19 protein-coding genes are annotated in these 23,097 nt (G+C 61.4%); 7 read left to right on the forward strand and 12 right to left on the reverse strand.

Annotated features, from left to right (window positions below):
- Positions 1 to 2 precede the first annotated feature (2 nt).
- On the reverse strand, positions 3 to 2,504 hold the full coding sequence (gene plsB, locus QMK50_RS19275; RefSeq protein ID WP_320333742.1) for a glycerol-3-phosphate 1-O-acyltransferase PlsB: 2,502 nt from the start codon (positions 2,502 to 2,504) through the stop codon (positions 3 to 5).
- A 247-nt stretch (positions 2,505 to 2,751) separates the two neighbouring features.
- On the opposite strand from plsB, the gene QMK50_RS19280 reads away from it, so the two are divergent.
- Complete coding sequence (locus tag QMK50_RS19280; RefSeq protein ID WP_095166762.1) at positions 2,752 to 2,961, forward strand: cold-shock protein; 210 nt, start codon at positions 2,752 to 2,754, stop codon at positions 2,959 to 2,961.
- Between the two features lie 136 nt (positions 2,962 to 3,097).
- Here the strand turns inward: QMK50_RS19280 and QMK50_RS19290 are convergent, their stop codons facing one another.
- From QMK50_RS19290 to QMK50_RS19305, 4 genes are all read right to left on the reverse strand, one after another.
- Entirely contained in the window at positions 3,098 to 3,475 is a 378-nt protein-coding gene (locus QMK50_RS19290; protein WP_065932867.1) for a hypothetical protein, read from the reverse strand.
- 84 nt (positions 3,476 to 3,559) lie between these two features.
- Positions 3,560 to 4,369, reverse strand: a complete 810-nt coding sequence (locus QMK50_RS19295; RefSeq protein ID WP_095166764.1) for a putative RNA methyltransferase — start codon at positions 4,367 to 4,369, stop codon at positions 3,560 to 3,562.
- On the reverse strand, positions 4,369 to 5,520 hold the full coding sequence (gene dapE, locus QMK50_RS19300; RefSeq protein WP_095166765.1) for a succinyl-diaminopimelate desuccinylase: 1,152 nt from the start codon (positions 5,518 to 5,520) through the stop codon (positions 4,369 to 4,371). The genes QMK50_RS19295 and dapE overlap by 1 nt, the downstream gene beginning before the upstream one ends.
- Before the next feature lie 210 nt (positions 5,521 to 5,730).
- Complete coding sequence (locus QMK50_RS19305) at positions 5,731 to 8,322, reverse strand: glycosyltransferase (protein WP_095166769.1); 2,592 nt, start codon at positions 8,320 to 8,322, stop codon at positions 5,731 to 5,733.
- Positions 8,323 to 8,541: 219 nt separating this feature from the next.
- On the opposite strand from QMK50_RS19305, the gene tcdA reads away from it, so the two are divergent.
- The gene (gene tcdA / locus QMK50_RS19310; protein ID WP_413787303.1) at positions 8,542 to 9,354 is read left to right on the forward strand and encodes a tRNA cyclic N6-threonylcarbamoyladenosine(37) synthase TcdA; all 813 of its coding nucleotides are present in this window, start codon (positions 8,542 to 8,544) and stop codon (positions 9,352 to 9,354) included.
- A 116-nt stretch (positions 9,355 to 9,470) separates the two neighbouring features.
- Here the strand turns inward: tcdA and QMK50_RS19315 are convergent, their stop codons facing one another.
- From QMK50_RS19315 to QMK50_RS19330, 4 genes are all read right to left on the reverse strand, one after another.
- Positions 9,471 to 9,875, reverse strand: a complete 405-nt coding sequence (locus QMK50_RS19315; RefSeq protein WP_320333744.1) for a SufE family protein — start codon at positions 9,873 to 9,875, stop codon at positions 9,471 to 9,473.
- Entirely contained in the window at positions 9,872 to 11,077 is a 1,206-nt protein-coding gene (locus QMK50_RS19320) for a cysteine desulfurase (protein ID WP_320333745.1), read from the reverse strand. Before QMK50_RS19320 ends, QMK50_RS19315 begins: the two co-directional genes overlap by 4 nt.
- 152 nt (positions 11,078 to 11,229) lie before the next feature.
- Positions 11,230 to 12,264: a 2,3,4,5-tetrahydropyridine-2,6-dicarboxylate N-succinyltransferase gene (gene dapD, locus QMK50_RS19325; RefSeq protein ID WP_095166776.1), complete on the reverse strand. Its 1,035-nt coding sequence runs from the start codon at positions 12,262 to 12,264 to the stop codon at positions 11,230 to 11,232.
- Between the two features lie 33 nt (positions 12,265 to 12,297).
- On the reverse strand, positions 12,298 to 12,606 hold the full coding sequence (locus tag QMK50_RS19330; protein ID WP_232534623.1) for an arsenate reductase: 309 nt from the start codon (positions 12,604 to 12,606) through the stop codon (positions 12,298 to 12,300).
- A 289-nt stretch (positions 12,607 to 12,895) separates the two neighbouring features.
- Between QMK50_RS19330 and QMK50_RS19335 the strand changes: the two genes are divergently transcribed.
- Positions 12,896 to 14,527: a Na+/H+ antiporter gene (locus QMK50_RS19335; RefSeq protein WP_095166779.1), complete on the forward strand. Its 1,632-nt coding sequence runs from the start codon at positions 12,896 to 12,898 to the stop codon at positions 14,525 to 14,527.
- Positions 14,528 to 14,534: 7 nt separating this feature from the next.
- Here the strand turns inward: QMK50_RS19335 and dapC are convergent, their stop codons facing one another.
- The 3 genes from dapC to map all read right to left on the reverse strand — a co-directional run bounded on the left by dapC (position 14,535) and on the right by map (position 19,421).
- Complete coding sequence (dapC, locus tag QMK50_RS19340) at positions 14,535 to 15,734, reverse strand: succinyldiaminopimelate transaminase (protein WP_095166781.1); 1,200 nt, start codon at positions 15,732 to 15,734, stop codon at positions 14,535 to 14,537.
- Positions 15,735 to 15,897: 163 nt separating this feature from the next.
- Complete coding sequence (locus QMK50_RS19345; protein ID WP_095166783.1) at positions 15,898 to 18,600, reverse strand: [protein-PII] uridylyltransferase; 2,703 nt, start codon at positions 18,598 to 18,600, stop codon at positions 15,898 to 15,900.
- 38 nt (positions 18,601 to 18,638) lie between these two features.
- Positions 18,639 to 19,421 carry a type I methionyl aminopeptidase gene (gene map / locus QMK50_RS19350; RefSeq protein ID WP_095166785.1) on the reverse strand — a complete coding sequence of 261 codons (783 nt, stop codon included), beginning with the start codon at positions 19,419 to 19,421 and terminating at the stop codon, positions 18,639 to 18,641.
- 371 nt (positions 19,422 to 19,792) lie between these two features.
- Between map and rpsB the strand changes: the two genes are divergently transcribed.
- The 4 genes from rpsB (at position 19,793) to frr (ending at position 23,091) form a co-directional block, all read left to right on the forward strand.
- A complete protein-coding gene (gene rpsB, locus QMK50_RS19355) occupies positions 19,793 to 20,530 on the forward strand; it encodes a 30S ribosomal protein S2 (protein WP_003219330.1) in 738 nt (245 codons plus the stop codon).
- Positions 20,531 to 20,720: 190 nt separating this feature from the next.
- Positions 20,721 to 21,584 carry a translation elongation factor Ts gene (gene tsf / locus QMK50_RS19360; protein WP_095166787.1) on the forward strand — a complete coding sequence of 288 codons (864 nt, stop codon included), beginning with the start codon at positions 20,721 to 20,723 and terminating at the stop codon, positions 21,582 to 21,584.
- Between the two features lie 209 nt (positions 21,585 to 21,793).
- Positions 21,794 to 22,537 carry a UMP kinase gene (gene pyrH / locus QMK50_RS19365; protein WP_011059526.1) on the forward strand — a complete coding sequence of 248 codons (744 nt, stop codon included), beginning with the start codon at positions 21,794 to 21,796 and terminating at the stop codon, positions 22,535 to 22,537.
- Positions 22,534 to 23,091: a ribosome recycling factor gene (gene frr / locus QMK50_RS19370; RefSeq protein WP_095166789.1), complete on the forward strand. Its 558-nt coding sequence runs from the start codon at positions 22,534 to 22,536 to the stop codon at positions 23,089 to 23,091. Before pyrH ends, frr begins: the two co-directional genes overlap by 4 nt.
- Positions 23,092 to 23,097: the final 6 nt, after the last annotated feature.

Raw genomic sequence — 23,097 nt, forward strand, 5'->3', positions numbered from 1 at the left:
ATTTAGACAGTCGGTGGCGTTTCAGGTTGATCGGCGGCATCTTCACTGCGATGCAGCGCGACCTGGCGGATCGACAGGCGAATTTCCGCCGGTAATACACGTTTGGCCACGCCTTCGGCCAACTCCCCCAGCAACTCGTGATGGCTGAGCTTGCCGGCTTCGTCGCGCCGCAGCACGTCGAGGTCGAGCAGGGTCTGGATGAAGTGGTGAAACAGGCTCTTGTCGAAGAACTCGGGAGCGTTGAGGCCGTGCAGGATCGACAGGCGCTGGGCCATGACTGTGCACAGGTCCTCCAGTTCTTCGGCGCTGAGGGTGTTCTGGCCGCTGTTGAGCAGCAGCGAGATGGCCATGTAGAAACGCTGCAGGGTCTGGGCGATGCTCTTGGACAGCAGGGTCAGCAACACGAAATGTCGCGAGCTGGGGGCCGGCCGCAGGTACACATCGTTTTCCAGGCGCAGCAGGCCTTGCTCGACAAAGGCTTCCAGCCATTGGTCGATTACCGCGTCCAGTTCGTCCAGCGACCAGCGAATGAACAACTCCGATTGCAGGTACGGGTACAGCGCGCGGGTATAGCGCAGGATCTGTTCGCGGTTCATCCGCGAGGCGCTCTGGAAGAAGCTGGCGAGCAATGCCGGCAGGGCGAAGATGTGCAGCACGTTGTTGCGGTAGTAGGTCATCAGGACGGCGTTTTGCTCATCCAGATAGAGAATCTTGCCCAGTGCATCGCTTTGTTCGGACAGCAGGTCCATGTCCTTGACGTGTTCGATCAGCGCGCGGCCGTCGCCTTCGGGCAAGGTGGTGTGCGGTGAGTAAGGTACACGGCGCAGCAGCGCCAAATAGAGGTCGAGCACCCGCGCCATGGCCCGGTCGTCCAGCGCCAGGCGGCTGGTGGAGAGTAATGCCAGGGCCACCAGGTTGACCGGGTTGATCGCCGCCGCCTCGTTGAGGTGACGTGCTACACGCTCGCCCAGGCGGTTGGTGGTTTCGTTGAGCCAGGCGGGCTTGAACTGCGGGCCCAGGTCCTGGCTGCGCCAGTCCGGTTGCTCGCTGTCGAGAAACTCGGCCAGTTTGATCGGTTCGCCGAAGTTCACCGCGACCTGGCCGAAGCGCTGCTTGAGTGCGCCGATGACTTTGAAGATATCGAAGATCGACTCTTTCTTCTTGCTCGCACCGCGCAATTCACCCAGGTAGGTACGGCCTTCCAGCACCCGTTCGTAGCCGATATAGACCGGCACGAAGACGATGGGCATGCGCGACGAGCGCAGGAAGCTGCGCAGGGTGATGGCCAGCATCCCGGTCTTGGGTTGCAGCATGCGCCCGGTGCGCGAGCGGCCGCCCTCGACGAAGTACTCCACCGGGAAGCCCTTGGTGAACAGGGTGTGCAGGTATTCGTTGAACACCGAGGTGTAGAGCGGGTTGCCCTTGAAGGTGCGACGCATGAAAAACGCCCCGCCACGGCGCAGCAGGCCACCGATCACCGGCATGTTGAGGTTGATCCCGGCGGCGATGTGCGGCGGGGTCAGGCCGTTGCGAAACAACAGGTAGGACAGCAGCAGGTAGTCGATGTGGCTGCGGTGGCACGGCACGTAGATCACTTCGTGACCCTGGGCGACCTTCTGCACGCCCTCGATGTGGTTGACCTTGATGCCGTCGTAGATCTTGTTCCAGAACCAGCTCAGCACCACTTCCAGAAAACGGATCGCGGTGTAGGTGTAGTCCGAGGCGATCTCGTTGCCGTACCGCAGGGCCTGGGCCTTGGCTTTTTCCGGCGAAATGTTCTCGCGCTCGGCTTCGTCGAGGATCGCCTGCTTGACCAGCGGCTGGTTGAGCAGGCCCTTGACCAGGTTGCGGCGGTGGGAAATGTCCGGGCCGATCACCGCGGCCTTGAGGTTGCGAAAGTGCACCCGCAGGATGCGCTGGGCCATGCGCACGGTGCGTTCGTGGCCCTTGTTGTGGTCGATCAGTTCGCGCAAGTGAATCGGTGCGGAGAACTGCACCCGGGTCTTGCGTCCCAGGATCATGATACTCAGCAGGCGACGCAGGCGGCCGGTGACGGCCCAGCTGTCGGCGAACAGCAGCTTCCATGGGCTCGATTCGCTGTCTGGCGACTGGCCCCAGAACACGCTGACCGGAATGATCTGCGCGTCTTCGACGGCGTTCTGGCTCAGGGCGCTGACCAGGCGGGTCAGGGTCGGCGGTGCGCCGCGCTTGTCCTGGCGGCCGAGCCAATCCGGCTCTGGTGTCAGGTAGAAGAACGCGGCCGGCTCCAGCAGGCTGCCTACCGACACCGGCAGCACCGGACGCGGCAGACCGGCCTTGGTGCACTCGGTGTCGAGCACGGCGAGGTCGGTCAGTGAGGGGTTTTGCAGGACGTAGAACACCGGGCGACTGCGGTCGAGGTTGAGGGTAAAGGACGACTGGTTGATCGTCTCCGAGCGGACCCAGAGGTACAACAGTCGGCGCAAGGTGCCAAACACTAGACGGCGGAGCGGGGAGCGGGTCATACGGCTTCTGCTTTGAGTTGGATAAACCGAGCAAGCGCTCGGGGCCGCTAGTGTGCCGTATTCGTCGAAAATCGGCAAAAAGGTGGCGAAGTATTGTTGAGTTGAGAGTTTTTGCGGCTGGCATATACTCGGCCAGCCGTTTGCCACTATCGACCCGGATGTTTACCGATCATCGAGTCCTGGCAAACGTACTACAGGCTTGTCCATGAACAAGCCGACTTAATAATAAAAATGGGAGTACTGATTGATGGCAACGCGCGAGACCGGCAACGTGAAGTGGTTCAACGACGCCAAGGGTTATGGCTTCATCCAGCGTGAGGGGGGAGCCGATGTGTTCGTGCACTACCGTGCGATCCGTGGCGAAGGCCACCGCTCGCTGGTCGAGGGCCAGCAGGTGGAATACGCCGTGGTGGACGGGCAGAAGGGGTTGCAGGCTGAGGATGTGGTAGGGCTGTAATCCCCGCGCAAAAACCACTGTAGGAGCGAGCTTGCTCGCGAAGAACTCAAGGACACCGCGCTTTTGCTGAATTGACGCGTTATCGTTGACGACCATCGCGAGCAAGCTCGCTCCTACAGGGGCGGTGTCCAGGCTTTTATGCGGTTTTCCAGGTGATCTCTTCTTCACCGTCAGCGCTGATGCGCATCCAGCGATCAGCCGATTCCTCACCTTCTTCCTCGACCCAGGTCCCCGGCGCGCAGCGTACTTCGACGTTCAGCGCGGCAAACGCGGCGCGGGCGCAGGCGATGTCGTCGTCCCATGGGGTCTGGTCGCTTTCCAGGTACAGGCTGTTCCACTTGCCCACGGCTTTTGGCAGCCAGGTAACGGGCACGTTGCCGGCCTTGCACTTATAGGTCTGGCCTTTCTGCACCCAGTCGGTGCAAGGGCCCAGCGCAGCGCCGAGCCAGGCAGCGATGGCCTTGTAGTCGACGTCGGCGTCTTTGAGGTAAATCTCGATATCGGGTTGGCGCATGGATGTTCCTCACGGCAAGTTTCGAAAAATCCATTCGCGGATTTAGCCGGCCCACGCCATTGGCGGGGGCCAAAAGTTAAAGGGTTATTGCAGTACGAAGTAATCGTAGCGCATCGACACACTGACCTCGAACGGCTCGGCCTGTTCGATCACGGCCGCCCGGCGTTCGGCGCTGGCGCGCCAGCCGTGTGGGGTCATGGCCAGCAGGTTGGCACGATCCTGGGGGTGTACCAGGTTCAATTTGAAGTCCAGGGTTTCGCTGTGTTGCAGGGTCATGCCTTGCGGCACCAGCGCCAGGTGCTTGTCATCGGTGTACTCACGGACTTCGTCGTACAGGCGCTCACGCAATTCCATCAGGTGACCGCTGGTCGGGCCGACTTTCATCAGGCCGCCGCCAGGGCTGAGCAGGCGCTTGGCCTCCTGCCAGTCGAGCGGGCTGAAGACGCTGGCCAGGAACTGGCAGCTGGCGTCGGCCAACGGCACCCGGGCCATGCTGGCGATCAACCAGGTCAGCTGTGGATTGCGCTTGCAGGCGCGCTTCACCGCTTCGCGGGAGATATCCAGGGCATAGCCATCGGCGGTAGGCAGGGCTGCGGCGATCTGCGCGGTGTAGTAACCCTCGCCACAGCCGATATCCAGCCAGCGTTGCGGCGCGCGTTCGGCGGCCAGTTCAGCCAGGCGCTTGGCCACTGGGGCGTAGTGCCCGGCGTTGAGGAAGTCGCGTCGGGCTTCGACCATGGCCTGGTTATCACCCGGGTCACGGCTGTTCTTGTGCTGTACCGGCAGCAAGTTCAGGTAACCCTGGCGGGCGCGGTCGAAACGGTGCCCGGCCGGGCACGTCACACCGTTGTCGACCGCGCTCAGCGGCGCGCTGCAGATAGGGCAGGCGAGCATCAGGCGAGCAACTTGATCAGGGTCTGGTAGTAGATTTCGGTCAGCACGTCGAGATCGCTGGCCAGGACCCGCTCGTTGACCTGGTGGATCGTCGCGTTGACCGGGCCGAGCTCGACCACCTGGGTGCCCATGGTGGCGATAAAACGCCCGTCCGACGTGCCGCCGCTGGTGGACGCGTGGGTGTCGCGACCGGTGATGTCCTTGATGCTCGAGGCAACGGCATCCAGCAAAGCGCCGGGCTCGGTGAGGAACGGCAGGCCGGACAGGGCCCAGTCGATGTGCCAGTCCAGGCCGTGCTTGTCGAGGATCACGGCGACCCGCTGTTGCAGGCCTTCAACGGTGGACTCGGTGGAGAAGCGGAAGTTGAACACCGCCACCAGGTCGCCGGGGATCACGTTGGTCGCTCCGGTGCCGGAATTGACGTTGGAAATCTGGAAGCTGGTCGGCGGGAAAAAGTCGTTGCCGTGATCCCAGTGCTCGGCGGCCAGTTCGGCCAGGGCCGGGGCGGCGAGGTGGATCGGGTTCTTCGCCAGGTGCGGATAGGCCACGTGACCTTGCACGCCGCGCACGGTCAGCTTGGCGCCCAGGGAGCCACGGCGACCGTTCTTGACCACGTCACCCACCAGGGTGGTGCTCGATGGCTCGCCAACGATGCACCAGTCCAGACGCTCCTGGCGCGCAGCCAGGCGCTCGACCACTGCCTTGGTGCCGTGGTGTGCCGGGCCTTCTTCGTCGCTGGTGATCAGGAAGGCAACCTTGCCCTTGTGGTTCGGGTAATCGGCGACAAACCGTTCGGCCGCCACGGTCATTGCCGCCAGGCTGCCCTTCATGTCGGCTGCGCCACGCCCGCAGAGCATGCCGTGTTCGTCGATCAACGCGTCGAACGGGTCGATCTGCCAGGCCGCCACCGGACCGGTTGGCACCACGTCGGTGTGACCGGCGAAGCACAGCACCGGACCTTCCTGCTGGCCGTGGGTGGCCCAGAAGTTATCCACATCTTCGATGCGCATCGGCTCCAGTAGAAAACCGGCATCGCCCAGACGCTGCATCATCTGCTTCTGGCAATCGGCATCGATCGGCGTCACCGATGGACGACGAATCAGGTCGATGGCGAGTTGGAGGGTCGGCGAAAGGTCGGCGTGGGCCGTCATGTAGGACTCCGGAAGATCTAAATGTGGGAGCGAGCTTGCTCGCGATAGCGCAACCAGCCTCAACATAGATGTTGAATGTGACGGACTCATCGCGAGCAAGCTCGCTCCCACAGTAATTGTGGTCAGGCTGTGGGCCAGGGCGCGCAAAATGGCGGATATCTTAAAGCAAAACGGCGACCATTGGCCGCCGTTTAGTGCATCGCTACAGATTTAGACCGCTGGTTGGGTTTGCACCTCGGCCGAAGGTTTTGGCAGCGACGACAGGAAGGCCATGATCAGCGCCGCCAGGTACGGCAGCGACTGCACCAGCAGCATGGTCACCCAGAAGCGCATGTCGTTGCTTGGCAAGCCTTGCACCAGGCAGATGCCCAGCGCCGCGCCCCACAACAGAAACATGATGAACATCTCTTCACGGGCTTCCGAAATGGCCAGCCAGAAGCCGTGGCTGTCGGCATTTTTCGGCGTGCGGATGAACGGAATGCTGCTGGTGAAGAAGCCGTACAGCACCGCCTTGGCGATGGTGTGGGACAGCGCCAGGCCGGCCAGCGCCGCGCAGAATGCATCCTTGAGGTTGACCCCCACCGCACGACGGTAGAGGAAGATGATCTTGCCGACCTTGAACACGAACAACGCCAGGGGCGGGATCGCGAAAATCAACAGCGGCGGGTCGACCCGGTGCGGCACGATGATCATCGCCGCCGACCACAACAGGGCGCCCACGGTGAAGAAGATGTTCATGCCGTCGGCCACCCACGGCAACCAGCCCGCGAGGAAGTGGTAGCGCTGGCCACGAGTCAGCTCGGTGTCCTTGCCGCGGATCAGGCTGGCGGTGTGGCGCTTGATGATCTGGATCGCGCCGTAGGCCCAGCGGAAACGCTGCTTCTTGAAGTCGATGAAGGTATCGGGCATCAGGCCCTTGCCGTAGCTGTCGTGGTAGTACGCCGCCGACAGGCCTTTCTCGAATACCCGCAAGCCCAGCTCGGCGTCTTCGCAGATGCACCAGTCGGCCCAGCCGAGCTCTTCGAGCACGGTACGGCGGGTCATGGTCATGGTGCCGTGCTGGATGATCGCATCGCGGTCGTTGCGCGTGACCATGCCGATATGGAAGAAGCCCTTGTATTCGGCGTAGCAGAGCTTCTTGAAGGTGCTTTCGTTCTGGTCGCGATAGTCCTGTGGCGACTGCACGATGGCGATTTTCGGATCGGCGAAGTGCGGCACCATGTGCTTGAGCCAGTTGGGGTGCACGCAGTAGTCGGAGTCGATCACCGCGATCACTTCGGCGTCCTTGGCGGTGTGCGGCAGCAGGTAATTCAGCGCGCCACCCTTGAAGCCGGCCAGGGGCGCGACGTGGAAGAATTTGAAGCGCGGGCCGAGGGTTGCGCAGTAGTCACGCACCGGTTCCCAGACCGCCGGGTCCTTGGTGTTGTTGTCGATGATCAGGACTTCAAAGTCCGGGTAATCGAGGTTGGCCAGGGCGTCGAGGGTCTGTTTGACCATTTCCGGCGGCTCGTTGTAGCAGGGCACGTGAATCGACACTTTGGGGCGGTAGTTCGAATCACCCAGGACCGGCAGGAACTCGCGCCGGCGCTTGTGAATCCACACCGCCTCGGCCAGTTCATGGGCCTCGGTGAGCAACACGATAAACACCCCCAGGGCACCGAGCGCGAGCAGGAAGCCCACCGTCAGGCTGAACCAGGTGCTGTATTGCTGGCTGTAGTCGTAGCCGATCCACACCAGCACCGAACCGCAAAGGAACGCGATGAAGGTCAGGAAGGTCCGGCCACGCTGGCGCAGGGCCGAGCCGTCGATCATCAACAGGGTCAGGGACAGCAGCGCCAGGACCACGGAGCCGATGGCGAGCACCCGCCATTGGGGGATCGCGACGACCGGGCCTTCAAAGTTGAACTTCTGCTGGCGCGCGGCGTTGAACACGCCCCAATAGGCGCCTACCGAGCCTTCATCGCTGGCTTTCCACGGCTGGTCAAAAGCTTCAATCACGAAGTAGTTGAAGCCCTGGCGATTGAGCTTGTTGACCAGGGTGCGCAGGTAAATCGCCTGGTCAGCGGGAGTGGCATCGGCACCGCCGCGCATGCGACCGTTGCTCGGCCAACCCACTTCGGAGAGCAGCAGGGGTTTTTTCGGGAACATCTTCTTCAGGTCGCGGGCGCGGTCCAGGACGAACTGGCCTGCCTGGTCCACCGGGACGAACTCCCAGTAGGGCAGGACGTGGGCGGCGATCAGGTCGACGTGCTTGGCCAGCATCGGGTTTTCTTCCCAGACGTGCCATTGCTCGGAAGTGGTCACCGGGACTTTGACCGCGGCGCGCACCCGATCGAGGATCACGCTGAGCTGCTCGGCAGTGATTTCCTTGCGGAAAATCGCTTCGTTACCGACCACTACCCGCACCACGCTGCGCGAGGTGTTGGCAATCTCGATGGCGCGCAGGATCTCCCGTTCGTTGCGTTCCAGGTCCGGGCTGATCCAGATGCCGAGGGTCACGCGCAGGCCGAACTCTTCCGCCAGCTTGGGAATGTCGCCCAGGGTGCCGTCGACGGAGTAGGTGCGGATGTTATCGGTCAGCTTGCTCATGATTTCCAGGTCACGACGCATTTCTTCGTCGGACGGAAACTGGTTTTTCTGCGGGAACTGGCCTTGCTGGAACGGCGAGTAGGAAAAACCGGAGATCTGCTCTGGCCAGTTGGGGGTCGTGACCGGGCGGTTGATCAGCGCCCAGAAACCAGTGAACAGCGCGGCGATTGCCAGCACTACCACCAGGTTGAGTCCAAATTTACGCGATGACATGGCTATTTCGGGTTCCAAAAGGTGCGGAACGAGGGGGTGGTCGGCTTACCGCCAAAGGGCGCGCATCCTACACTGGGCCTTCACTGACCGTATAGCAGACAGGGAAATGCCGGACATTGGGCAACCTACTTTCACATTAGTTCTTACACTTGTAGCCAGAAGGTGAAAACTTGTCGGCCCGTGGCCCTATAATGCGCGCCGGTTTTTAGGGTAGTGGTCATGAGTACAGAAGATCCGCGGTTTGCTGGCATCGCCCGCTTGTATGGCATTGAAGGCCTGGCCCGCTTGCGCGCGGCCCACGTGGCAATTGTCGGCGTCGGTGGCGTAGGTTCCTGGGCGGCGGAAGCCATAGCCCGTTGCGGGGTGGGCGAGATTTCCCTGTTCGACCTCGACGACGTCTGTGTGAGCAACGCCAATCGGCAATTGCACGCCCTGGACAGCACGGTGGGCAAACCCAAGGTAGAGGTCATGGCCGAGCGCTTGCGCGGGATCAATCCCGAGTGCACGGTGCACGCGGTGGCGGACTTCGTCACCCGCGAGACCATGGCCGAGTACATTACGCCGGATATCGACTGCGTGATCGACTGCATCGACAGCGTCAACGCCAAGGCCGCGCTGATCGCCTGGTGCAAGCGCCGCAAGATCCAGATCATTACCACTGGCGGCGCTGGCGGGCAGATTGACCCGACGCTGATCCAGGTCTGCGACCTGAACCGCACCTTCAATGACCCACTGGCCTCAAAAGTGCGTTCGACCCTGCGTCGCGACTACAACTTTTCCCGCACCGTGACCCGCCACTACAGCGTGCCGTGCGTGTTCTCCACGGAACAACTGCGCTACCCGAAACCCGATGGCAGCATCTGCCTGCAGAAGAGTTTTGTCGGCGACGGCGTCAAGCTCGACTGCGCCGGTGGTTTTGGCGCGGTGATGATGGTGACCGCGACCTTCGGCATGGTCGCGGCGACCAAGGCTGTGGACAAGATCGTCGCGGGAGTGCGACGGCCGGCGGACAAGGTCAAGCCTCAGGCTTAATGGTCGACTCTGATGGCCTTGTCGCGAGCAGACGGAGCACCGGCCGGCTCTTTCCCGCAGTGGATCTGTGGCGAGTACAAATCCCCTTGTGGGAGCGAGCCTGCTCGCGATGGCGATTAACCCGCCAACTCATTCATCCGCTGCAACACCGCGTTCAAGCCATTGCTGCGGGACGGTGAGAGCTGGCGGCTGAGGCCCAGTTGGTTGAACCAGTCTGGTAAGTCCACCTGTTGCAACTCGAGGGCGGACAAGCCATTGACCCGCGCCAGCAGCAATGCCACCAGCCCGCGAATCAAGCGTGCATCGCTGCTCGCGGCAAACTGCCAGTGACCGTCGTGCAGTTCACCCACCAGCCACACCTGGCTTTCACAGCCGTGCACGCGGTTGGTTTCGGATTTGTCGGCTTCATTCAAGGGCGGCAGGCGGTCGCCCCATTGCATCAGCAGGCGCGCCCTTTGTTCCCAGCCGGCGGCGGCCTGGAAGGTGTGCAGGGCGTTGACGGCCTCGACGGGCAGGTTCATCGCAACAGCTCCAGGGCTTGGTCCAGGGCTTCGAAGAAGCGCTCAAGGTCTTCGGAGTCGTTGTACAGCGCCAGCGACACACGAATGGCCCCGGCCAGCTCGAAGCTCTTGAGCAAAGGCATGGCGCAGTGATGACCGGCGCGCACGGCAATTCCCTGTTCTGTGAGCAGGTGGGCCAGGTCGGCGTTGTGCACGCCCTCGACGACAAAGCTGACCAGTGCCAGTTGGGGTTTGCCGAGTAGCCGGATGCCATTGCGCGCCTGCAGGCCCTTCAACAAGTACTCATGCAGCGCCGCTTCGTGGGCCGACACCGCGTCCTGATCCAGCCCTGCCAGGTAGTCGAGGGTTGCGCCCAGGCCGATCACGCTGGCAATCGGCGGGGTCCCGGCTTCAAAGCCCAGGGGCGCCGGGCGGAACCGTGCGTCGTGGTAGTTGGCATCCAGCACCATCTCGCCGCCGAACTGCCAGGGGCGCAATTGCTCAAGGGCAGCGTTGCGGCCAAATACCACCCCCAGGCCATCGGGCCCGTAGAGTTTGTGGCTGGAGAACACATAGAAGTCGCAGCCCAGCGCCTGCACGTCGTGCCGGCCATGAACCACGCCCTGGGCACCGTCGATCACGGTCAAGGCGTTGTGGGCCTGTGCCAGGGCCAGCAGGGGCGCCAGTGGCTGCCAGGCCCCCAGTACGTTGGACAATTGGCTGACTGCCAGCAACCGGGTGCGGGGCCCGATCAGTGTGCTGGCGGCCTGCAGGTCGATTACGCCGTCGGCGTCCAGTGGCAATACCACCAGCTTCAGCTCGCGACGTTTGGCCAGTTGTTGCCAGGGCAGCAGGTTGGCGTGGTGTTCCAGGGCGCTGATGACAATTTCATCGCCCGCTTGGAAAAGGTGTTCCAGGCCATAGGCCAGGAGGTTCAGCGCAGAGGTCGCGCCGTGGGTGAAGATGATTTGCCCGCTGGATTGCGCATTGAGCCAATGCGCGACTTTGTTGCGGCTGTCTTCGAACGCTTGCGTGGCATGGGCGCCGGGCAGGTGTTGCGCCCGATGGACGTTGGCCGCGCCGTTGGCGTAGTAGTACGCCAGCGCGTCGAGCAGGGCTTGGGGTTTCTGGGTGGTGGCGGCGTTGTCCAGATAGGTCTGGTCTTGCCGTTGCAGGGCGGCGATGGCCGGGAAATCGGCGCGCCAGGGTGAGGGAATCATCATGCTATCGGGCCCTGCAGGAGGTACGCCGAACCCCTGTAGGAGCGAGCATGCTCGCGAAAAACGCATGGATGATGCGGGCTGTCTGCTTTCCCGCGTTATCGTTGACGTCCATCGCGAGCATGCTCGCTCCTACACAGGTATTCGAGTGACGCTTAGTTGTGAGCGTGCAGTGCTTCGTTCAGTTCGATGGCCGACTTGTGGGTCTTGCATTCCACGGCGCCGGTCTGCGAATTGCGGCGGAACAGCAGGTCGGACTGACCGGCCAGCTCACGAGCCTTGACCACTTTGACCAGTTGGTTGTTCTCATCCAGCAGGGCCACTTTGGTCCCAGCGGTGACGTACAGGCCCGACTCGACAGTGTTGCGGTCGCCCAACGGAATGCCGATACCAGCGTTGGCACCGATCAGGCAGCCTTCGCCGACCTTGATCACGATGTTGCCGCCGCCCGACAGGGTGCCCATGGTGGAGCAGCCGCCGCCCAGGTCCGAACCCTTGCCGACGAACACGCCGGCCGACACGCGGCCTTCGATCATGCCCGGGCCTTCGGTGCCGGCGTTGAAGTTGACGAAACCTTCGTGCATCACGGTGGTGCCTTCGCCCACGTAGGCACCCAGGCGGATCCGCGAGGCGTCAGCGATACGCACGCCAGCCGGCACTACGTAGTCGGTCATTTTCGGGAACTTGTCCACCGAGAACACTTCCAGCAACTCGCCACGCAGGCGCGCTTCGAGTTGATGTTCAGCCAGTTCGCCGAGGTCGATGGCGCCCTGGCTGGTCCAGGCTACGTTAGGCAACAGCGGGAAGATCCCGGCCAGGTTCAGGCCGTGCGGCTTGACCAGGCGGTGGGACAGCAGGTGCAGTTTGAGGTAGGCCTCAGGGGTGGAGCTCAGTTGTGCGTCTTCGGCCAGCAGGGTGGCGACCAGCGGCTTGTGGCTTTCCGCCAGGCGGGTCAGCAGGGCGGCCTGGGTGGCATCGATGGCTTTCACGGCTTCGGCCAGTTGCGCGGCCTGGGCGGTAGTGAACGCGATGGCCTGGTTGCCTTCGGTGTAGCCGAGGATCGGGGCAACGGCGGCGATCAATTCGGCCGACGGGTTGAGCAGGGGTTGGGCGTAAAACACTTCCAGCCATGTGCCTTGACGATTCTGGGTACCAACACCAAAGGCCACGCTGAACAGGGTAGTGGACATGCAATTACCTCTAACAAAATTGAACGGGCTGCCTTACTTGAGTGCGGCCGCGTAGATATCTGGCTTGAAGCCAATCAGGGTTCGGTCACCGAGATCGAGCACCGGGCGCTTGATCATCGAGGGTTGTGCGAGCATCAGTTCGATAGCTTTCGCCTGGTCGAGATCGGCTTTGCGTTCGTCGTCGAGTTTGCGAAAGGTCGTGCCTGCACGGTTGAGCACCACTTGCCAGCCGTGCTCGTTGCACCACTGGGTCAGGTGTTCACGGTCGATTCCGGCCGTCTTGTAATCGTGGAAATCAAAGCTGACAGCGTTTTCATCGAGCCAGGTGCGCGCCTTTTTCATGGTGTCGCAGGCTTTGATGCCGAAAAGGTGCAACGTTTTGCTTGAAGCGGTCAAGGAATTGCCCCCCTTTGGAGGTGCTGGAACTAAAAGGTGAAGGATTATGCCATGACCGAGGGGGTTCGGCGTCGGCGACGACGGCCATAAAACGATTGTGCGACAGGTTACCGGGTCAGGTGCGACCTTTGTGCAAAGGTCGAAGGCTAGCTTAAGCGTCTAATATGGCACTTCAACGGCAACTTGTTGCCTGATGTGTGCTGTTGCACGTCGACTGTCCGGGAACTGTTGTTTTATGCAAACCGCTTATACCGTCCTCATTCTGCTGATGCTGGTCAGTGTCTCGCGTCTGGTGGGCAGGGTGATTCCACTGCCGTTGCCGCTGGTGCAGATTGCCGCCGGGGCACTGCTCGCGTGGCCGACACTGGGGCTGCATGTGGCGCTCGATCCCGAACTGTTCCTGTTTCTGTTCCTGCCGCCGCTGCTGTTCTCCGATGGCTGGCGCATGCCCAAGCGGGCGCTGTGGAAGTTGCGTGGACCGATCTTGACCCTGGCGGTGGGGCTGGTGTTGTTCACCGTGGTCGGGGCGGGGTACTTCATTCACTGGCTGGTGCCGAGCATTCCATTGCCGGTGGCCTTCGCGCTGGCAGCGGTGTTGTCGCCGACCGATGCCGTGGCAGTCTCGGCAATCTCCCAGAACCGCTTGCCTACGCCCTTGATGCACATGCTGCAGGGTGAGGCCCTGATGAATGATGCCTCGGGCCTGGTGACCTTCAAGTTTGCCCTGGCGGCCGCCATTACCGGAGCGTTCTCCCTGGCCAATGCCAGTCTGACCTTTGTCCTGGTGGCGATTGGCGGGCTGTTGGTGGGCGTGGCCCTGAGTTGGCTGGTCGGCCGTCTGCGGGCCTGGATGATCGCCCGTGGCTGGGACGACCCGGCGACCCACGTGGTGTTCATGTTACTACTGCCGTTTGCCGCCTATGTGCTGGCCGAGCGCCTGGGTGTCTCGGGCATTCTGTCGGCGGTGGCGGCGGGGATGATGCAGAGCTGGCTTGACCTGCTGCCGCGCCAGACCAGTACCCGGCTGCTCAATCGCAGTGTCTGGTCGCTGCTGGAGTTCGCCTTCAATGGCCTGATTTTCCTGCTATTGGGCCTGCAACTGCCGGACATCATCAAGGCCGTGGTCAGTCACGAAAGCACGCTGTGGCCGACCCTGTTTTATCGTTGCCTGGAAGTGCTGGCGATTTTCCTCGCTTTGCTGATGCTGCGCTTTATCTGGGTGCAGAGCATCTGGCGCTTATCGGTGCTGTTGCGGCGCTGGCGTGGCAAGGGCGAGCTGACCGAGGTGCCGACCGCTCGTTCCTGCTGGCTGTTGACGGTGGGTGGCGTGCGCGGGGCGGTGACGCTGGCGGGTGTGATGTCGGTGCCGATGCTGATGGGCGCCGAGGCATTTCCAGAACGCGACCTGCTGATCTTCATTGCTGCCGGGGTGATCCTGTTGTCCCTGGTGACGGCCTGCATCGCCTTGCCGCTGCTGTTGCGCGGCCTGCCGAAGAGTCCGGACGACAAGCGCCGGCAAGAGGTGCGCGACGCCTGGCGCAAGACCGCCGAGGCGGCGATTCATGCCTTGGAGGCCGAGGAGGCCAATCCGCAGGATGCGGCGCAGGCTGCACTGGCTGCCGAGCTCAAGGCGCGGATCATGTCCGAGTACCGGCATCAACTGGAGGTTTTCAACGATTCCGCCGAAGCCCAGGCCCTGGCGTTTCAGATGGACTTGCTGGAGCGGCGCTTGCGCTTGAATGCGCTGCGGGCCCAGCGTCTGGAGTTGTACCGGCTCAGTCGTCATCACCAGATCGGTGATGACGTGCTGCGCGAGGTGCTGGCCGACCTCGATTTGAGCGAGGCCAACCTGGGGCCGGTGAAGTGACGCCGGCTTACGGGTGGCGCTGGATAAAGGCGCGAATCCGCTCGGCGGCTTCCACGCATTCGGCCAGGGGCGCAACCAGGGCCAGGCGTACGCGCCCGGCACCCGGGTTGAAGCCGTCGACTTCGCGAGACAGATAAGAGCCCGGCACTACCGTCACGTGCTCCTCGACATACAGGTCGCGGCAGAAGGCGGCGTCGTCGCCGCCGACGTTCGGCCACAGGTAGAAGCTGCCGTCAGGGCGCTGGACGTCGAGCACCGGGCTGAGGATCGCCAGCACTGCGTCGAACTTCTCGCGGTACAGGGTGCGGTTGGCGCGCACGTGCTCTTCATCGTTCCAGGCGGCAACGCTGGCCAGTTGGGTTTGGACCGGCATGGCGCAGCCGTGGTAGGTGCGATACAGCAAGAAGCCCTTGAGGATCTCGGCATCTCCGGCCACGAAGCCCGAGCGCAGGCCCGGCAGGTTGGAGCGCTTGGACAGGCTGTGGAATACCACGCAGCGCTTGAAGTCCTGGCGGCCCAGTTCCACGCAGGCACTCAGCAGGCCAGGTGGTGGGGTTTGTTCGTCGAAGTACAGTTCGCTGTAGCACTCGTCGGCGGCAATCACGAAGTCGTATTCGTCAGCCAGGGCGATCAGCTTTTTCAGGGTGTCCACCGGGATCAATGCACCGGTCGGGTTGCCTGGCGAGCACAGGAACAGGATCTGGCAGCGTTTCCAGATGTCCGGCGAAACAGCGTCGAAATCCGGGTTGAAGCCGTTCTCGTCCAGGCACGGCAGGTAGTGCGGCTTGGCCCCGGCCAGGAACGCGGCGCCTTCGTAGATCTGGTAGAACGGGTTCGGGCTGACCACCAGCGCGTCATCGCCACGGTTGACCACGGTCTGGGTGAAAGCAAACAGTGCCTCACGGGTGCCATTGACCGGCAATACGTTGCGCGCCGGGTCGAGCCAACCGGCGGGTACGTTGAAGCGCCGCTCGCACCAGCCGGCGATGGCTTCACGCAGCTGCGGGATGCCGAGGGTAGTCGGGTATACCGCCATTTTTTCCAGATTGCTGGCCAGGGCTTCGGCGACGAAGCTTGGCGAGCGGTGTTTCGGCTCGCCGATGGACAGGGCGATCGGGCGCTTGTCAGGGTTGGGCGTGACAGCACCGAGCAGGGCGCGCAGCTTTTCGAACGGGTAGGGCTGGAGCTGGTTCAGGGCGTTGTTCATCGGTGAGTCTCGATGGCGTCATTAAATGAATGCAATCTGTGTAATGCAGCAGATCCAGCGTGGGAGCGGGCTTGCCCGCGATAGCGGTGGATCAGCCACTGTGGGTCTTGAATGTGCCGGCGCCATCGCGGGCAAGCCCGCTCCCACAGGGGGAAGCTGGGAGTCAAATGCTCAGGCGCGACAGCTTGATATCCGGTTCCTGGTTGACGCTCAACTGCTCGACGATTGCATCCTGCAGTCGGCGGCACAGCTCTGGGTCCGAGAGCGGTTGATTGTGGGCGTCGGTAATGAAAAACACGTCTTCCACGCGCTCGCCGAGGGTGGCGATCTTGGCGTTCTGCAGCGACAGGTCGAACTCCAGGAATATCCCGCCGATCCGCGCGAGCAAGCCCGGGCGGTCCGGAGCGCTGAGCTCGAGCACGGTCACGGGGCGGTGGGCGTCGTTGTGGATCGTCACCTGGGGCGCGAAGGCGAAATGCTTGAGCTGGCGCGGCACCCGACGCTGGATGATAGTCGGGTAGTCGTCCGGGTTGCGTAGCGCGTCGGTCAGGCCGTCGCGGATCTGCTTGACCCGGGCCGGGTTGTCGCCAATCGAGTCGCCATCGGTGTCGAGCACGATATAGGTGTCGAGGGTGAACTGGCTGGTGGAGGTGATGACCCGGGCGTCGTGAATGTTCAGGTTGAGCTGGTCCATCGCGGCCACGGTCACGGCGAAGAAGTCGTGTTGGTCCGGTGCATAGATGAAGATCTGCGTGCCGCCTTCGAACTCGCGCTGGGTGGTCTCCTTGATCAGGACCAGCGGGCCGCCGTCGGCTGGTTGCTGGAGGATCGCGTCACTGTGCCAGGCGACATCGCCGGCGGTGTGGCGCAGGAAGTAGTCGTCGCCCAGTTGCGACCAGAGCTGCTCGACGTCGTCCGGATCGGTGCCGCCGCGAACCAGGATGTCCAGGGCCGCGCTTTGGGTCTGGCGAATCTGCTCCTCGCGGTCTACCGGGTTTTCCAGGCCACGGCGCAAGGCGCGCTTGGTCTCAGTGTAGAGCTGGCGCAACAGGCTGGCGCGCCAGGAGTTCCACAGGGTCGGGTTGGTGGCGTTGATGTCCGCGACGGTCAGTACATACAGGTAGTCGAGGCGGGTCTCGTCGCTGACCGCCTGGGCGAAGTCGTGGATCACCTGCGGGTCGGACAGGTCCTTGCGCTGGGCGGTGGTCGACATTACCAGGTGGTTTTGCACCAGCCAGACGATCAGGCGGCTGTCCCAGGCAGGGAGCTGATGGCGCTGGCAGAAGGCTTCCGCGTCCACCGCGCCGATGTCGGAATGGTCGCCATGCCGGCCCTTGCCGATATCGTGGTACAGCCCGGCCAGGTAGATCAGCTCCGGCTTGGGCAGCTTGGCCATGAGCTTGCTGGCCAGCGGGAATTTTTCGGACACCTGGGTGTACTGCAGCTTACGCAGGTGTTTGATCAGGTTCAGGGTATGGGCATCGACCGTATAGATGTGGAACAGGTCATGCTGCATCTGCCCGACAATAAAACCGAACTCCGGCAGGTAGCGGCCAAGGATGCCGTAGCGGTTCATCCGTCGCAGGTTGCGGTGGATACCGATCTTGCACTTGAACAGTTCGATAAACAGGCTGGTGTTGCGGATGTCGTTGCGGAAGGTGTCGTCGATCAGGTGCCGGTGTTCGCGCAGCAAGCGAATGGTATCGGCGCGTACACCCTTGATTTCCGGCTGCTGGGCCATCAGTACGAAGATTTCCAGCATGGCAAACGGCGTGCGCTTGAACACGTTGGTGTTGATGGCCTCGATGTAGCCGTCATGCAGCTGGAAGCGCGAGTTGATCGGCTGCGGCGGCGCTTCGTCGGCCGGGGCGAGGATGATTTCCTCGAAGTGCTGGATGATCAGGTCGCTGAGCTGGGCAATGCTCATGACGACCCGATAGTACTGCTGCATGAAGTTTTCGATGGCGTGCTTGGCGTCTTCACCTTGAAAACCCAGCAGGCCGGCGATCGAACGCTGGTGGTCGAACAGCAGGCGGTCTTCCGAGCGTCCGGCGAGCATGTGCAGGGCGTAGCGGACTTTCCACAGGAACTCCTGGGAGGAGGCCAGCAGGGCGTTCTCGCTCTCCACCAGGAAACCCTCGCCGGCCAGGGCGCGCAGGTTCAGGGTGCCGTACTGGCGGCGGGCTACCCACAAGATCGTCTGGATATCCCGCAGGCCGCCGGGCGAGCCTTTGACGTTGGGTTCCAGGTTGTATTCGGTGTCGTTGTACTTGTGGTGGCGGGCCTTCTGTTCGGCGCGCTTGGCCAGGAAGAACTCCTTGGCCGGCCACATGTGTGCGGTGCTGGTGACCTCGAGCATGCGCTGGCGCAAGTGCTCGGGGCCGGCAATGGTGCGGCTTTCCATGAGGTTGGTGACAACCGTCAGGTCGGCGCGGGCTTCCACTGCGCATTCGTCCACCGAGCGCACGCTCTGGCCTACTTCCAGGCCGATGTCCCACAGCAGGGTCAGGAAGCGTTCGATGGAGTCGCGGAAAACTTCGTGATCGGCGCTGTCCAGCAGGATCAGCAGGTCGATATCGGAATAGGGGTGCAACTCGCCCCGGCCGTAGCCGCCGACCGCGACCAGCGCGATGTCGGCGTCTTCGCTCCAGTCGAACTGGTCCCAGGCCTTTTGCAGGATGTTGTCGACGAACCAGGCACGATCCTCGATCAGCCGGCGAATGTCCCGGCCACTGCGAAAGCGCGTATCCAGCACCTCGCGAGCCTGGCGGATGGCCTTCTTGAAAGCCGCAATCGGGCTTGCCTTCAGGGCCAGTTCAGCCTGGAACTGGCCGCGGTCGAAGAGTTCGGGATCCACCTGCGGCATCGATTGGCTTTCCTTTCTATAAGGCTGGGAACGGCAGGTCAGGCGGAAACGCGAGGGATGGTGTCATCGCTGCGCAATGTGAAGATTTCGTAGCCGGTCTCGGTCACCAGCAGGGTGTGTTCCCACTGGGCCGAGAGCTTGCGGTCCTTGGTGATGGCGGTCCAGCCATCGCCCAGGACCTTGGTGTCGGCCTTGCCCTGGTTGATCATCGGCTCGATGGTGAAGGTCATGCCAGCTTGCAGTTCCATGCCGGTACCGGCACGGCCGTAGTGCAGGATTTGTGGCTCTTCGTGGAACACCTTGCCGATGCCGTGGCCGCAGAACTCGCGCACGACCGAGAAACCGTTCTTTTCAGCGTGCTTCTGGATCACTTCGCCGATATCGCCCAGGCGGCAGCCGGGTTTGACGATCTCGATGGCTTTGTACATGCATTCCTGGGTGACCTGGGACAGGCGCTCGGCCCAGACCGGCACGCTGCCGACGTGGAACATGCGGCTGGTGTCGCCGTGGTAGCCGTCCTTGATCACCGTGACGTCGATGTTCAGGGTGTCGCCGTCTTTCAGGGCTTTCTCGTTCGGGATGCCGTGGCAGACCACATGGTTGATCGAGGTGCAGATCGACTTCGGGAAGCCTTTGTAGTTGAGCGGGGCAGGGATGGCCTGCTGCTCGTTGACGATGTAGTCGTGGCAGATGCGGTCGAGCTCTTCGGTGGTGATCCCGGGCTTGACGTGTTCGGCAATCATTTCCAGCACATCGGCGGCGAGTTTGCCGGCGATACGCATTTTGGCGATGTCCTCTGGGGTTTTGAGGGTGACGGTCATACAGGCTCTCTCTACGCTCAGTGGCGCTTGCTATACGGAATGGGCTCTGCGTGATGCGGTGCGCAGGCCTGAAAAAGGCGATTCTAACAGACGATCACGGCAAATCCGTGGCGGCATGCATCGCTTCTCTCTATAGAATGGCGCATTCTGGAGCGATTCCAAGGGCTGGAACACCTGCGCTGGCCCGGTTTTGAGAAACCGGGTTCCGTTTTCAGCCTTGCTGTGGTATAAAATGCGCCGCTTTCCGGGGATGCCCCGAAAGGCTTAAATCCACACACGTGTCGACACGATGACCTGGGTGCCTTCAGCTGAAGCTGCTGGTTGGTCATTGGGATACGTGGAGGCCAAACCCGACTTATTAAGGAACTATCATGTCCCAAGTCAACATGCGCGATATGCTGAAGGCCGGTGTGCACTTCGGTCACCAGACCCGTTACTGGAACCCGAAAATGGGTAAATACATTTTCGGCGCGCGTAACAAGATCCACATCATCAACCTTGAAAAAACCCTGCCAATGTTCAACGAAGCTCTGACTTTCGTAGAGCGTCTGGCCCAGGGCAAAAACAAGATTCTGTTCGTCGGCACCAAGCGTTCCGCTGGCAAGATCGTTGCTGAAGAAGCAGCACGTTGCGGTTCGCCGTACGTCGATCACCGCTGGTTGGGCGGCATGCTGACCAACTTCAAAACCATCCGTGCTTCCATCAAGCGTCTGCGTGACCTTGAAGTGCAAGCCGAAGACGGTACTTTCGCCAAGCTGACCAAGAAAGAAGCGCTGATGCGCACTCGTGACCTGGAAAAGCTCGATCGTTCCCTGGGTGGTATCAAGGACATGGGCGGTCTGCCTGACGCACTGTTCGTTATCGACGTTGATCACGAGCGCATCGCGATCACCGAAGCCAACAAGCTGGGCATCCCGGTTATCGGCGTAGTCGATACCAACAGCAGCCCGGAAGGCGTTGACTACATCATCCCAGGCAACGATGACGCAATCCGCGCTATCCAGCTGTACATGGGTTCGATGGCTGACGCTGTAATCCGCGGTCGCAACCATGTTGCTGGCGGCACCGAGCAGTTCGTAGAAGAAGCTCCGGTAGCAGCAGCTGAGTAATTGACGCCTTGGCGTTGACTCAGTAAGCAAAAAGGGGGCTTGGCCCCCTTTTTGCCACCTCGAAAACCATTTGTCGGCGCCCACTGCCTTTTTGTAACGTGCGGCAGCTAACAAAGGGTGGATCGAGAAGAATTGAACGCCCGTTCGATCGGGTGGAATGGTTGAAAACCTATCCAAGAGGAATTTGAAAATGGCAGAGATTACTGCAGCGTTGGTCAAAGAACTGCGCGAGCGTACTGGCGAAGGCATGATGGACTGCAAAAAGGCCTTGACCAAGGCTGGCGGCGACATCGAGAAAGCCATTGATGACATGCGTGCTTCGGGCGCCATCAAGGCTGCCAAAAAAGCAGGCAACGTTGCTGCTGAAGGCGCTATCGCCCTGAAGGAAGACGGTAAATCCGCAGTCCTGCTGGAAGTGAACTCGCAGACTGACTTCCTGGCTCTGCAGGACGACTTCAAGGCATTTGTTGCTGCAAGCGTTGAAAAAGCGTTCGCCGACAAGCTGACTGACGTCGCTCCGCTGATCGAAGCTCAAGAAGCTGCTCGCCTGGTCCTGGTCGGCAAGGTTGGCGAAAACGTCAACATCCGTCGCCTGGCTCGCGTTGAAGGTGATGTGGTTGGTGGTTACCTGCACGGCAACAAGATCGGTGTAGCTGTTGTTCTGAAAGGCGGCAACGTTGAGCTGGCCAAGGACATCGCTATGCACGTAGCTGCTAGCAACCCTGAGTTCCTGCTGCCATCGGAAGTTTCCGCTGAAGCGATCGAGCGCGAAAAAGCCGTGTTCCTGCAGCTGAACGAAGAAAAAATCAAAGGCAAGCCAGAAAACATTGTTGAGAACATGGTCAAAGGCCGTATCAGCAAGTTCCTGGCTGAAGCAAGCCTGGTTGAGCAGGCGTTCGTCAAGAACCCTGAAATCAAGGTTGGCGAACTGGCCAAGAAAGCCGGTGCTGAAATCGTTTCCTTCACTTACTTCAAAGTAGGCGAAGGCATCGAGAAGCCGGTCGACAACTTCGCTGAAGAAGTTGCTGCCCAGCTGGCTGCTGCCAAGCAATAAGACAGTTTTCAACTGTCGCCCGAAAGAGGCTGCCCGCTCACGCGCGCAGCCTCTTTTCAAATGGGAGGTCGATTTTATTTGGCTTCCCTTCGGAACTGGCTTACAAAGCCGTGTTCTGATGGCGCTGTGATAGCGTCAAGCTAGAGTAAACGCAGGCTGCAAACAGCCAGCACAGAATTTTTTAAAATACGCCGCAGGAGAGATTCGCAATGGCTCAGCAGGGCAGTGGTTATCAGGCTCGCTATAAACGCATTCTACTCAAGCTTAGCGGCGAGGCCTTGATGGGCTCCGAAGAGTTCGGGATCGACCCAAAGGTCCTGGATCGCATGGCGCTGGAAGTCGGCCAACTGGTCGGTATCGGCGTCCAGGTCGGTCTGGTGATTGGTGGCGGCAACCTGTTCCGCGGCGCGGCACTGAGTGCGGCCGGCATGGATCGGGTCACTGGCGACCACATGGGCATGCTGGCCACTGTGATGAACGCCCTGGCCATGCGCGATGCGCTGGAACGTGCCAATATCTCGGCCATCGTGATGTCGGCCATCTCCATGGTTGGCGTGACCGATCACTACGATCGCCGCAAAGCCATGCGTCACCTCAACTCCAAGGAAGTGGTGATCTTCGCGGCCGGTACCGGCAACCCGTTCTTCACCACCGATTCGGCCGCCTGCCTGCGCGCGATCGAAATCGATGCCGACGTCGTGCTCAAGGCGACCAAGGTTGACGGTGTGTACACCGCAGACCCATTCAAAGACCCGCATGCCGAGAAGTTCGATCATCTGACCTACGATGAAGTACTGGATCGCAAGCTGGGTGTCATGGACCTGACGGCTATCTGCCTGTGCCGCGACCACAAGATGCCGCTGCGCGTATTTAACATGAACAAGCCCGGCGCCCTGCTGAACATCGTACATGGCGGCGCTGAAGGGACTCTGATCGAGGAAGGCGAACAATGATCAACGAAATCAAGAAAGACGCTCAAGAGCGCATGCAGAAATCGCTGGACTCTCTGAACCATGCATTTGGTCAGATTCGTACCGGCAAGGCTCACCCAAGCATCCTGGGTAGCGTGATGGTGCCGTACTACGGCACGGACACTTCCATCACCCAAGTGGCCAACATCACGGTAAAAGACTCCCGGACCCTTCAGGTCGTGGCGTTTGAGCGCAATATGCTCGCGGCAGTCGACAAGGCGATCCAAAGTGCAGGTTTGAACCTCAACCCGACGAACCTGGGCGAGCTGCTGTTGATCTCCATGCCTGCTCTGACTGAAGAAACCCGCAAGGGCTTCACCAAGCAGGCGCGTAGCGCAGCTGAAGATGCTCGTGTTGCCGTGCGCAACATTCGTCGTGATGCACTGGGCGACCTGAAGAAACTGGTCAAGGACAAGGAAATCAGCGAAGACGAAGAGCGTCGTGCCGCTGCTGATATCCAGAAGCTGACCGACAAGGCTGAGGCCGAAATCGACGCAGCGACCAAGCAAAAAGAAGCGGATTTGATGGCCGTATAAGGGTCG

This window comes from Pseudomonas sp. P5_152 (genome assembly GCF_033989915.1).
Classification (GTDB): Bacteria; Pseudomonadota; Gammaproteobacteria; order Pseudomonadales; family Pseudomonadaceae; genus Aquipseudomonas.

Coding starts and splice junctions, on each gene's coding strand:
- QMK50_RS19320 (WP_320333745.1), bottom strand. CDS start 11,077: ATGATGATTCCCTCACCCTGGCGCGCCGATTTCCCGGCCATCGCCGCC.
- QMK50_RS19280 (WP_095166762.1), top strand. CDS start 2,752: ATGGCAACGCGCGAGACCGGCAACGTGAAGTGGTTCAACGACGCCAAG.
- tsf (WP_095166787.1), top strand. CDS start 20,721: ATGGCAGAGATTACTGCAGCGTTGGTCAAAGAACTGCGCGAGCGTACT.
- dapD (WP_095166776.1), bottom strand. CDS start 12,264: ATGTCCACTACCCTGTTCAGCGTGGCCTTTGGTGTTGGTACCCAGAAT.
- tcdA (WP_413787303.1), top strand. CDS start 8,542: ATGAGTACAGAAGATCCGCGGTTTGCTGGCATCGCCCGCTTGTATGGC.
- QMK50_RS19330 (WP_232534623.1), bottom strand. CDS start 12,606: ATGAAAAAGGCGCGCACCTGGCTCGATGAAAACGCTGTCAGCTTTGAT.
- map (WP_095166785.1), bottom strand. CDS start 19,421: ATGACCGTCACCCTCAAAACCCCAGAGGACATCGCCAAAATGCGTATC.
- plsB (WP_320333742.1), bottom strand. CDS start 2,504: ATGACCCGCTCCCCGCTCCGCCGTCTAGTGTTTGGCACCTTGCGCCGA.
- dapE (WP_095166765.1), bottom strand. CDS start 5,520: ATGACGGCCCACGCCGACCTTTCGCCGACCCTCCAACTCGCCATCGAC.
- pyrH (WP_011059526.1), top strand. CDS start 21,794: ATGGCTCAGCAGGGCAGTGGTTATCAGGCTCGCTATAAACGCATTCTA.
- QMK50_RS19335 (WP_095166779.1), top strand. CDS start 12,896: ATGCAAACCGCTTATACCGTCCTCATTCTGCTGATGCTGGTCAGTGTC.
- frr (WP_095166789.1), top strand. CDS start 22,534: ATGATCAACGAAATCAAGAAAGACGCTCAAGAGCGCATGCAGAAATCG.
- QMK50_RS19290 (WP_065932867.1), bottom strand. CDS start 3,475: ATGCGCCAACCCGATATCGAGATTTACCTCAAAGACGCCGACGTCGAC.
- QMK50_RS19295 (WP_095166764.1), bottom strand. CDS start 4,369: ATGCTCGCCTGCCCTATCTGCAGCGCGCCGCTGAGCGCGGTCGACAAC.
- rpsB (WP_003219330.1), top strand. CDS start 19,793: ATGTCCCAAGTCAACATGCGCGATATGCTGAAGGCCGGTGTGCACTTC.
- QMK50_RS19345 (WP_095166783.1), bottom strand. CDS start 18,600: ATGCCGCAGGTGGATCCCGAACTCTTCGACCGCGGCCAGTTCCAGGCT.
- dapC (WP_095166781.1), bottom strand. CDS start 15,734: ATGAACAACGCCCTGAACCAGCTCCAGCCCTACCCGTTCGAAAAGCTG.
- QMK50_RS19315 (WP_320333744.1), bottom strand. CDS start 9,875: ATGAACCTGCCCGTCGAGGCCGTCAACGCCCTGCACACCTTCCAGGCC.
- QMK50_RS19305 (WP_095166769.1), bottom strand. CDS start 8,322: ATGTCATCGCGTAAATTTGGACTCAACCTGGTGGTAGTGCTGGCAATC.